Annotated in this window: 10 protein-coding genes and 1 pseudogene; 7 read left to right on the forward strand and 4 right to left on the reverse strand. The window is 70.9% G+C overall.

Translation table 11 applies throughout. From position 1 onward, the window contains the following. Nucleotides 1-112 precede the first annotated feature (112 nt). On the forward strand, nucleotides 113-967 hold the full coding sequence (gene panB / locus D456_RS0121935; RefSeq protein ID WP_017578326.1) for a 3-methyl-2-oxobutanoate hydroxymethyltransferase: 855 nt from the start codon (nucleotides 113-115) through the stop codon (nucleotides 965-967). Nucleotides 968-1,184: 217 nt separating this feature from the next. After that, nucleotides 1,185-2,225 (forward strand): LLM class F420-dependent oxidoreductase, encoded by a 1,041-nt coding sequence (locus D456_RS0121940; protein ID WP_017578327.1) that lies wholly within the window; start codon nucleotides 1,185-1,187, stop codon nucleotides 2,223-2,225. A gap of 72 nt (nucleotides 2,226-2,297) precedes the next feature. Here D456_RS0121940 and npdG read toward each other — a convergent pair whose 3' ends face one another. Then, the gene (gene npdG, locus D456_RS0121945) at nucleotides 2,298-2,996 is read right to left on the reverse strand and encodes an NADPH-dependent F420 reductase (protein ID WP_017578328.1); all 699 of its coding nucleotides are present in this window, start codon (nucleotides 2,994-2,996) and stop codon (nucleotides 2,298-2,300) included. A gap of 51 nt (nucleotides 2,997-3,047) precedes the next feature. After that, nucleotides 3,048-3,239 carry a hypothetical protein gene (locus D456_RS0121950; RefSeq protein WP_026116119.1) on the reverse strand — a complete coding sequence of 64 codons (192 nt, stop codon included), beginning with the start codon at nucleotides 3,237-3,239 and terminating at the stop codon, nucleotides 3,048-3,050. Between the two features lie 128 nt (nucleotides 3,240-3,367). Between D456_RS0121950 and map the strand changes: the two genes are divergently transcribed. Continuing rightward, nucleotides 3,368-4,219, forward strand: coding sequence for a type I methionyl aminopeptidase (gene map, locus D456_RS0121955; protein WP_169336008.1), 852 nt, complete (start codon nucleotides 3,368-3,370; stop codon nucleotides 4,217-4,219). Between the two features lie 319 nt (nucleotides 4,220-4,538). On the opposite strand, the gene D456_RS0121965 is transcribed toward map, so the two are convergent. Next, on the reverse strand, nucleotides 4,539-4,919 hold the full coding sequence (locus D456_RS0121965; RefSeq protein ID WP_338036333.1) for a DUF6247 family protein: 381 nt from the start codon (nucleotides 4,917-4,919) through the stop codon (nucleotides 4,539-4,541). A gap of 94 nt (nucleotides 4,920-5,013) precedes the next feature. On the opposite strand from D456_RS0121965, the gene D456_RS0121970 reads away from it, so the two are divergent. From D456_RS0121970 to D456_RS0121980, 3 genes are all read left to right on the forward strand, one after another. Further along, on the forward strand, nucleotides 5,014-5,847 hold the full coding sequence (locus tag D456_RS0121970) for a M55 family metallopeptidase (protein ID WP_017578333.1): 834 nt from the start codon (nucleotides 5,014-5,016) through the stop codon (nucleotides 5,845-5,847). A 369-nt stretch (nucleotides 5,848-6,216) separates the two neighbouring features. Continuing rightward, nucleotides 6,217-7,602 (forward strand): M20/M25/M40 family metallo-hydrolase, encoded by a 1,386-nt coding sequence (locus D456_RS0121975; RefSeq protein ID WP_017578334.1) that lies wholly within the window; start codon nucleotides 6,217-6,219, stop codon nucleotides 7,600-7,602. A 67-nt stretch (nucleotides 7,603-7,669) separates the two neighbouring features. Then, nucleotides 7,670-8,671: a S66 peptidase family protein gene (locus D456_RS0121980; RefSeq protein WP_026116121.1), complete on the forward strand. Its 1,002-nt coding sequence runs from the start codon at nucleotides 7,670-7,672 to the stop codon at nucleotides 8,669-8,671. A 75-nt stretch (nucleotides 8,672-8,746) separates the two neighbouring features. Here D456_RS0121980 and D456_RS0121985 read toward each other — a convergent pair whose 3' ends face one another. Further along, nucleotides 8,747-9,679, reverse strand: coding sequence for a polysaccharide pyruvyl transferase family protein (locus D456_RS0121985; RefSeq protein WP_017578336.1), 933 nt, complete (start codon nucleotides 9,677-9,679; stop codon nucleotides 8,747-8,749). A gap of 410 nt (nucleotides 9,680-10,089) precedes the next feature. Here D456_RS0121985 and D456_RS24795 point away from each other — a divergent pair. Beyond that, a pseudogene (locus D456_RS24795) lies at nucleotides 10,090-10,230 on the forward strand (helix-turn-helix domain-containing protein); the annotation flags it as partial. Nucleotides 10,231-10,285: the final 55 nt, after the last annotated feature.

The raw sequence follows: 10,285 nt of genomic DNA on the forward strand, positions 1-10,285 counted from the left end.
CACGAACGTACCCGTGCGATGATGCGGACACCGCGTGCTGCGCGGACAGCGACAATCGTCCACAACGCCCGGGGACACCCGCGAGGTGCCTCGAGGCCACGGAGGAACGATCATGAACACCACGACCACAACACCGTCGAACGGCGGCGCCCTCTACGGCGGGATCAGCAACCGACGCGTCACCGTGCGCGACCTGGCCCTGGCCAAGGGGCGCGGCGAACGCTGGCCGATGCTGACCAGCTACGACGCCATGAGCGCACGGATCTTCGACGAGGCGGGCATCCCGGTCCTGCTCGTGGGCGACTCTGCCGCCAACGTCGTCTACGGCTACGACACGACCGTGCCCGTCTCGGTCGACGAGCTGCTTCCCCTGGTGGCGGGGGTGGCCCGTTCCACCAGCCGGGCCCTGGTGGTGGCCGACCTGCCGTTCGGCTCCTACGAGGGTTCGCCCCAGCAGGCCCTGGAGAGCGCCACCCGCTTCATGAAGGAGGGGCGCGCCCAGGCGATCAAGCTGGAGGGCGGTCAGGAGATCGCCCCGCACGTGGAGCTGCTGGTCCGGGCCGGGGTCCCGGTCATGGCGCACGTGGGCCTGACCCCGCAGTCGGTCAACACCCTGGGCGGGTTCCGTGTCCAGGGGCGCGGGGAGGCCGCCGAGCAGTTGCTGAAGGACGCCGAGGAGATGGAGCGCGCGGGCGCCTTCGCGGTCGTCCTCGAAGCTGTGCCGGCGGACCTGGGCTCGCGTGTGACCGAGCAGTTGGCCATCCCCACGATCGGGATCGGGGCGGGGGACTCGACCGACGCGCAGGTGCTGGTGTGGCAGGACATGGCCGGCCTGAGCGACTGGACCCCGAAGTTCGTCAAGACCTTCACCGACCTGCGTTCGTCCCTGCGTGAGGCGGCCGAGACCTACGCCGAGGAGGTCCGGGACGGAACCTTCCCGGAGGAGCAGCACTCCTACGGAGACTGACCCGGTGCCGTGAGGGCACGTCGAACACAGGGCCGCCGACCGTGCGCCGGTCGGCGGTTCTTCGCGTGGGCCGCCCGGGGTTACGGGGCCGACCCGCACCTGTGACTCAGGCAACAACCGGAACACTACTCGGTAGTACAGTGAGGCGGGACCGAGCAGCGGCCGGTGCACGGGCCCCGGGCGCCGCGGGAACGCCCTCCGGAAGGGACGAGGACACATGCGCATCTCCACGCAGCTCCAGTACGACGGCGACCCGAAGGCGGCCGCCGACTCGGTGGTCGCACTCGAGAAGGCCGGGCTCGACACCGTCTGGGTCGCCGAGGTCTACGGGTTCGACGGCCCCACCCTCATGGGCTATCTCGCCGCACGCACCGAGCGGGTGAAGATCGCGTCCGGCATCCTGCCCCTGTACAGCCGCACCCCCTCCCTCATCGCGATGACCGCCGCCGGACTGGACAACGTCTCCGACGGCCGAGCGGTCCTGGGCCTGGGCGCGAGCGGGCCTCAGGTCATCGAGGGTTTCCACGGGGTGCCCTACACCAAACCGCTGACCCGCACACGCGAGACCATCGAGATCTGCCGCAGGATCTGGGCCCGGGAGGAGCGCCTGACCCACGACGGGAAGGCCTACCAGCTCCCGCTTCCCCCCGAACAGGGCACCGGGCTGGGCAAACCCCTCAAGATCATCAACCACCCCGTGCGCAAGGACATCCCCATCCACGTGGCGGCCCTGGGCGTGAAGAACGTGGCGATGACCGCCGAGATCGCCGACGGCTGGCTGCCGCACCTGTTCATCCCGGAGAAGGCCGACCGGGTCTGGGGCGAGTCGCTGGCCGAGGGCAAGGCCAAGCGCGACCCGTCCCTGGGCGAGTTGGAGATCAGCGCCGGGGGCATGCTCGCCATCGGTGAGGGCGAGGAGACCAAGAAACTCCTGGACTTCATGCGTCCGATGATCGCGCTCTACGTCGGCGGCATGGGCGCCAAGGGCAAGAACTTCTACAACACGGTCGCCCAGCGGTACGGCTTCGAGGAGGCGGCCGCCAAGATCCAGGACCTGTACCTGGACGGCAAGAAGGACGAGGCGGCCGCGGCCGTGCCGGAGGAGTTCGTGGAGCTGACCAACATGGTCGGCCCCGAGTCCTACGTGCGCGAGCGGGTGGAGGCCTTCCGCGCCGCCGGGGTCACCCAGCTGAACGTGACCCCCGTCGGTGAGAACCCGGCGGCCCTGGTGGAGAAGGTCAAGAACTGGGTGAGCTGACCACCGCACGCCGTGGCCCTGCTGCCGGCGCCGCAGCCGGTTCCGGTACCGACAGCAGGGGATACCCGCGCCTCACAGACCGGTGATACGGATCCCGGCGTGGGTCTTGTAGCGGCGGTTCACCGCGATGAGGTTGGCGGTGAGCGCCTCGACCTGGTGGGCGTTGCGCAGCCGACCGCCGAAGACCCCCCGTACACCGGGGATGCGGTCGGCCAGGGCACGCACCACGTCGGTGGCGGCGCGGTCCTCCCCCATGACCAGTACGTCCAGGTCGACCTCGGCCACCTCCGGGTCGAGCAGGAGACGGGCCGAGACGTGGTGGAAGGCGGCGGTGACCCGACTGTCGGTGAGGACCTGCTCGGCCTGCTGTGCGGCGCTGCCCTCGGGTACCTCCAGCGGGAACGGACCGCGCTTGTCGAACCCGAGCGGGTTGACGCAGTCCACGACGATCTTCCCGGCCAGGGGTTCGACCAGCCCCTCCAGCAGTTCGCGGTGGCCGTCCCAGGGCACGGCGACGACGACGATGTCGCCCTCGGCCGCGGCGGCCGTGTTGTCGAGGCCGCGCACGTCGACCCTGATGGACTCCGCCTCCACGAGCTCGGCGGCGGCCTTCTGGGCGCGCTCGGCGCTACGGGAACCCAGGACGACGGTGTTGCCGGCCAGGGCCAGGCGCCTGGCCAGGCCCCGGCCCTGGTCACCGGTACCGCCCAGGACCGCGACGGTCGCCGTGGCGACGTCGACCTCGGGGGTGCTGTCTTCGGTCGTAGTCATGAGGCGATCCTGCCATGCGCGGCCCCGGCCGGGGCCGCGCGGCCCGCAGTCTCAGGTGTTGCGTTCCTCGTCCTCGTCCTCGTCCCATTCCTCGTTGCGGCGGGCTGCGATGTCCAGCGCGTTCGCGGCCGTGGCCTCGTCCGGGTAGGGACCCATGCGCTGCTTGTTCGGGCAGCCCGCCCCGTGCTCGACCCGGTTGTGCTTGAGGCAGTACCACCAGTTGTCGCCCTGTACGTCACTCATGTCGGCCTCCTGTCGCAGTCTGTCGGGGTCCCCGGGGCCGAGCATGCCCGCCTGGCTCGGCCCGAAGCCTCTCACGCCACACTCGGCTCAGCCCCGCGGCCGCCGCACACGAACTACAATTCGTACCCATGACTTCTCCGCTGGTTCCTGGGCGAATCTCGCCACAACGTTCGGTCCCCTCGTACATCGTCCGGCCGGAGTACGTCGGCCGTAAACAGCCTGCCGAAGGGCTCTTGGGCGACGTCCAGACCCCGGAGACCATCGAGCGGATCCGCGAGGCCGGCCGGATCGCCGCGCAGGCCCTGCAGGAGATCGGCAAGAACGTCCGTCCGGGCGTGACCACCGACGAGCTCGACCGCATCGGTCACGATTTCCTGCTGGACCACGGTGCTTACCCGAGCACCTTGGGTTACAAGGGCTATCCGAAGTCGCTGTGCTCCTCCCTCAACGAGGTGATCTGCCACGGCATCCCCGACGACACCGTGCTCTCGGACGGCGACATCGTCAACATCGACATCACCGCCTACAAGGACGGCGTGCACGGCGACACCAACGCCACGTTCCTGTGCGGCGACGTCTCCGAGGAGCACCGCCTGCTGGTGGAACGCACCGAGGAGGCCACCATGCGGGCCATCAAGGCGTGCCGCCCGGGACGGCAGCTCAACATCATCGGCCGCGTCATCGAGTCCTACGCCAAGCGGTTCGGTTACGGCGTGGTGCGCGACTTCACCGGCCACGGCGTGGGTCCGGAGTTCCACTCCGGCCTGGTGGTGCCGCACTACGACGACCCGCGCGCGAACACGGTCATGGAGCCGGGCATGACGTTCACGATCGAGCCCATGATCACCCTGGGCGGGGTGGACTACGACCTGTGGGACGACGGCTGGACCGCCGTGACCGCCGACCGCAAGTGGACGGCGCAGTTCGAGCACACACTCGTCATCACCGACACCGGCGTGGAGATCCTCACGCTGCCCTGAACCCGCCTCACGGTCCCGGGCCCCGGTTCACTCCGGGGCTCGTGTGTGCGCATGCACACGGTCGGTTCAGGTCCAGAGGAGACGGAGAATGTGCACCAGTTGCTGGTCCTCGAGAATCAGGTAGACCACAGCGCACTCACCGTCCGTCCCGAGGAGGTGCCTGCGTATATTGCCCCCGGGATGGCGCTTGTCGAAGGCAGGGCCGTTCCAAGGTTGCAGCTCGAGCACTGTGAAGAGTGAGGCCAAATCTGAGAGCAGATGTTCGGGAAGTTCCCGGACCTGCCTCCTTCGCGATGTCTTCCAGATCGATGCGGTACACCTACAAACCCATCTGTTTCTTGGCCTCGCTCCACGGTGTCGCGGGGACGTTCTCTCCCCTCTCCAGTCTGTCCGCGACATCGATCATGTGTCGGTGAGCTTCTGGATCCTGAGAAGAGATCGCGATCCAGCGCCAGTGCTCGAGGAATTCGTGCAGCGCTGTGAGGTCGAGACGTTCCTTCGCATCGTCCATGACCCGGCGGAACTCACTGTCGAAGTCCCCGACGCCCTCGGGGAGCAGGGCGTCGCGGATTTCCTTGGGGCTGTGCCCCGCGCGAGGGGGCGTGATGCTGTCCGGAGCGGGAACCTGCTGACATGTGCGTCCTCCTCGGTCAGGCCTCCTGAGTACGGGGCGCGGAGCTCTCGTGGGGGTCGTCCACAGACCCGATCGCTACCCGCAGGACGAGCAGCAGCGGCCGGCGATTCCCCCGGACGAGCCATGGCGCTCGGGTCAGCACCCGCGTAGGGTCGGCCCCGTGAAGATCCTCATCTCCGCCGACATGGAGGGCGCCACCGGCGTCACCTGGCCCGCCGACTGCGAACCCGGCACGGAACAGTGGCAACGCTGCCGGTCCATGTTCACCAGCGACGTCAACGCCGCCGTCGAGGGGCTCTTCGACGGCGGGGCGAACGAGGTGTTCGTCAACGAGGCCCACGCGACCATGCGCAACCTGCTCCTGGAGCGCCTGGACGAGCGCGCCACGATGATCACCGGGCGCCACAAGGAACTCTCCATGGTCGAGGGGGTCCAGTCCGGCGACGTCGACGGCATCGTGTTCCTCGGATACCACTGCGGTGCCGGGGAGGAGGGCGTTCTCGCCCACACCTACCTGCCCAACGCCTTCACCGGGGTGTGGCTGGACGGTGTCCCCGCGAGCGAGGGATACCTGAACGCGGCCGTGGTCGCGGAGTTCGGCACCCCCGTCGTGCTGGTCACCGGCGACGACCGTGCCTGCGAGGACGCCGAGTCCTACGCCCCCTCGGCGCGCAAGGTCGCGGTCAAGGACCACGTGAGCCGGTACGCGGCCCGGTGCCGCCCGCCCGCGCGCACCGCCGCCGCGATCGGCGCGGCCGCCAAGAGCTCCATGGAGCTCGCCGGGTCGGTGGATCCGGCCCCGCAGCGGTCCATGGTGCTGGAGGTGGAGGTCGACTCCGCGCACCTGGCGCAGGCCGCAGCGATCGTCCCGGGGGTGGAACGCACCGGGGTGTGCCGCGTGCGCTACACCGCGCCCGACGCCTACGAGATGATCCGCTGTTTCAAGGCGATCTCCACCCTCGTTTCGCAGGCGATGGAGTCCCAGTACGGTTGACGCCTCCTCCTGACCGGGGTGCGGGAGGACCCACCCGGTGGAAACGTCCCCGCCGCCGGTGCCCGACGTCCTGTGGCACACCCGCGGGTGGTGCGGGTCCCGGCGCGCACACGCAGTACCTTGTCCGGCCGTCGGCCTCCCCGGCCTGCCGACCCGATGCTCCTGTCGGCGGTGTCGAGGGACTCGTGCTCCCCTGAAGGAGAGGTAGAACTGAGGTCCGGGTCCCGACCGTTCCGGGACGGCGGCCCGCGTCCCGGAGCGGCGAACCGATCGCTCCCGGGACGAGTCCCAGGAGAGCACAAGACCCCCGGTACCCACGACGGAACTTCCGTGCCCGGGGGTGAAGCCGTGTGAGAGTGAGGCCGAGCCGTGGGCCACCCGTCTGCGACCATTCCCGAAACGGACACCGGACTGTGCGAGGCCGGCGCCGAGGCCGTCGACCTGGCCCGGGACCTGATCCGCCGCGACTCGACCAACCACGGGGGCGGGAACGGCGACGAACGCGGGGTCGCCGAGTTCGCCGCCGAGACCCTGAGCATCGGCGGGCACCTCCCGCAGGTCCTGGAGTCGGCTCCCCGGCGTGCCAGCACGGTGCTGCGGATCCCCGGCACCGATCCGACCGCGCCGGCGCTCCTGGTGCACGGGCACCTGGACGTGGTTCCGGCTGCCGCCGAGGACTGGACGGTCCCTCCCTTCTCCGGGGAGATCGACGACTGCCCCGTCACCGGTGAACCCGCCCTGTGGGGGCGCGGGGCCGTGGACATGAAGAACACCCTCGCGCAGATCATCGCGGTCGTACGCTACTGGGCCCGGTACGGCCTGAGTCCGCGCCGCGACGTCGTGATCGCGCTGGTGGCGGACGAGGAGGACAGCGCCCGCTACGGCGCCGACTTCCTGGTACGTGAACACCCGGAACTGTTCGAGGGGTGCACGGTCGGTATCGGTGAGGGCGGCGGGGAGACCGTCCACGCCACCACGGTCTCGGGGCGCCCGGTGCGCCTGTATCCGGTGGGGGCGGCCGAGCGCGGCAGCGCCTGGTTGGACCTGCGCGCCGAGGGCACCGCCGGGCACGGGTCCCGTCCCCCGCGCGAGAACGCGGTGACGTCGCTGGCTGAGGCGATCTGCCGTATCGACCGGCACGAATGGCCGCTGCACCTGACCCCGGTCACACGCTCGGCCATCGACGCGTTGGCACGCGCCTTGGAGGTGGAGCGCGCCCCGGGCGACACCGACACCTACACTGCCGTCGCCGAACTGGTGGAGCGTTTCGGCCGGGCGGCCCCGCTCATCGGCCCGACGGTGCGCAACAGCGCTGCCCCGACCATGCTCTCGGCCGGTTACAAGGTCAACGTGGTCCCGGGTGAGGCGGTCGGCGGTGTGGACGGCCGGGTCCTGCCGGGCGCGGAGGAGCAGTTCGCCCGTGCCATGGACGAGCTCACCGGGGACCGTGTGTCCTGGGAGTTCTCCCACCACTCGCCGCCGGTGTCGGCCCCGGTGGACTCCCCCGCGTTCTCGGCGATGCGCGAGGCACTGGTGGAGCACGATCCGCAGGCGTACGTGGTTCCGGTGTGCCTGGCCGGGGGGACCGACGCGAAGGTCTTCGCTCGCCTGGGCATCGACTGTTACGGGTTCTCTCCGTTGCTGCAGAGCGAGGGTATGGACTACACGGGCCTGCTGCACGGCGTGGACGAACGTGTGCCGCTGGAGGGGCTGCGGTTCGGGGTGCGCGCCCTGGACACGTTCCTGCGTTCCTGACCGGGAACGGCAGCGGGAGGTCGGTCCGCGGCCCGCAGGGGCCGCGGGCCCGGACGAAGGGTGAGGGATGAGCGGGACGACAACCGGGGTGCGAGCGGGACGGGCACACGAACGGGGCGGGCGACAGGCCCCGGCCGGTGTGCCCGTACTGGAACGCCCGCCGAGGCTGTCACAGGGCTCCCGGGTGTGCCTGGTGGCGCCGTGCAGCCCGGTGCCGCCGGGGCAGCTGGAAACCGCGGGTGCGGTGCTCTCCGGGTGGGGGTTCGAGGTCCGGCTCGGCCCGCACGTGCGCGACCAGCATCCCCGCCTGCCCTACCTGGCCGGCCGGGACAGCGACCGCGCCGCCGACCTACAGGAGGCCTGGTGCGACCCGGAGGTCGATGCGGTCCTGTGCGTGCGCGGGGGCGACGGCGCCCACAGGACCCTGGACCTGCTGGACTTCGGGGCGATGCGGGCGGCCCGACCCAAGGCCCTGGTGGGCTTCAGCGACATCACGGCGCTGCATGAGGCGTTCGCGACGGAGCTGGGGGTGGCCACGGTGCACGGTCCCGTGGTGGGCACCAAGTACTTCGTGGGTGACCCGGTCGCCCAGCACGAGCTGCACACCACCCTGTTCCGTCCGGAACAGCGCACCGTGCTGACCTCACCGGGGGCCCACGCCCTCGTGCCGGGACGGGCGGAGGGTGTGACCTTCGGCGGGAACCTGAGTCTGCTCAACGACGGTCTGGCGACCCCGCACAGCCGTCCTTCGGCCGTCGGCGGGATCCTGGTTCTGGAGGACGTCAACGAGGACGTCGCACGCCTGGACCGGATGCTCACCCACCTGATCCGTTCGGGGTGGATGGACGGTGTGGCCGGGGTGGTGCTAGGCACGTGGACCGACTGCCCGCCGGACCCGGGCACGATCGCGGAACTGATGCGCGACCGCCTGGAACCGCTGGGCGTACCGGTGCTGTGGGGGCTGGAGTTCGGGCACTGTGCGGCCCAGCTGACCGTTCCGCTCGGGGTGCCCGCGCAGCTGGACACCGAGAGCGGGGTCCTGCGCCTCCTCGAACCCGCGCTGTCCTGACCCGGCCGCCTCCGGTCCTGCCGCGCCTGCCCGGTTCCGTGCGGCTCTCCCTTCCGCGGATGGAGGAGGGGCCGTTCACCGGCCCTGCGGGGCCGGTGTGTTCAACGCTGCCATCAGTTCCCCCGTGAGGGGCGAGACGGGTTCGGCGGCCCGGGCACGGGCGGCCCGGCGGCCCTCGTTGCGGCACCAGTGCCACAGCCGGTCCAGGTCCTCGGGGTCGGGGCCGTGCTCGGGGCCGTCCACCGTGAGCACCGGCCAGTCCCAGGCCAGGCCCTGGGCGGCCACCTTCGCTCCGCCTGCGACGGGATCCACGGCGAGGGCCGGGACCCCGTTGCGCAGCGCGAGCACGAGCCCGTGCAGCCGGGTGGTGACGACCAGGTCCGTGCGGGCGGCCAGGGCGTCGAACTGGGCCGTGTCGGCGCAGTGCAGTCCGTCGCGGGTGTCGAGTCGGGTGTCCAGGGGCACCCGCGCGCAGTCCCGGCCCGCCAACCACCGGCCGAGCCGCCGGTGGACCCCGGCGTGGGCCGAACGCGTTCCGTACTCGGGCTGGCCGGGGGCCTGGACGACCCCCACCACGGGCACGTCCCGTCCCGTAGGTGCCCCCGGCGCCAGGTCACGCTGTCCGCCCTGCCCCTCCACGTCGCGCGGCAGGATCGTGTGGAACCCCCGGGCCGCGGCGTCATCGGGGTCGACCGCCGAGACCCCGACCGCGATCCGACGGCAGTGCGGGAAGTTCCGGTGCAGGTTGCGGACCTGGGGCCCGCTCACGGGCCCGCTCACGAACACCAGGTCGGTGTGTCCGCGTTTCCGGGCCTGGTCGAGGCCGATCCCCTCGGGGCGGAAACGGGGGCTCCAGGCCGTCTCGTGTGTGATCCCGGCGGTGTCCAGCTCGGCACACACGGCCTCGGCAGCGCCGACGTCGCCGGCGGTCGCCTCCCCGTCGACGAAGGAGAACCAGCCGACGACCAGGACCCGTGCCTGCCCGCCGGTGCCCGTTCTTTCCCCCATTCCACCACCTTCGCCGGTCGGGTGGGTCTCATGGGTGTGAGTGCCTCGGCAGGCACCGGGGCAAACCCCGGCGGGCCGGGACGGGGCGCGGGCACCGTTCGGTGGACGCCTTCCGCCGCGCGGAACAGGACTGTGCCGCCGGGCGTCCGTCTGGGTGGGCGGTGGGTGACGGGTGGCGCGGGTGTCCGCCGAACAGGGCCTGAGATCGTTGATGGGGGTCGGGGATTGGGGCGGGGCCTTGAGGGGCCTGGTGTGGGACGGTTCATGGACCGGTTCAGGTGGGTGGTGTTCGTCGGAGCGTCGAGCGTAGCCCGGCCGGGGCTCCCCGCAACCCTCGTCGGCGCCACCCCACACCCCACCCCCAAGGCACCTCGAGGGCTCCGCCCCATCAACACACCTGGACTCACGACATGGTTCGTGAACCGCTGAGCGCAGACCAGATCGAGCGCGGCTGCGCCCTCGTCGCCCTGCTGCGGCAGGCCCGTGCCGGCCGCACCATGGTGGACGTGGCCCGATGCGCGGGGATCTCCGTGGAGACCCTGCGCAAGATCTAGTAGTACTTTGTTAACTCGTGTCGGGGGTGCTGCTGTGCAAGCGGTTGGTGAC

This window comes from Nocardiopsis kunsanensis DSM 44524 (assembly GCF_000340965.1).
In the GTDB taxonomy this organism is placed as follows: Bacteria; Actinomycetota; Actinomycetes; order Streptosporangiales; family Streptosporangiaceae; genus Nocardiopsis; species Nocardiopsis kunsanensis.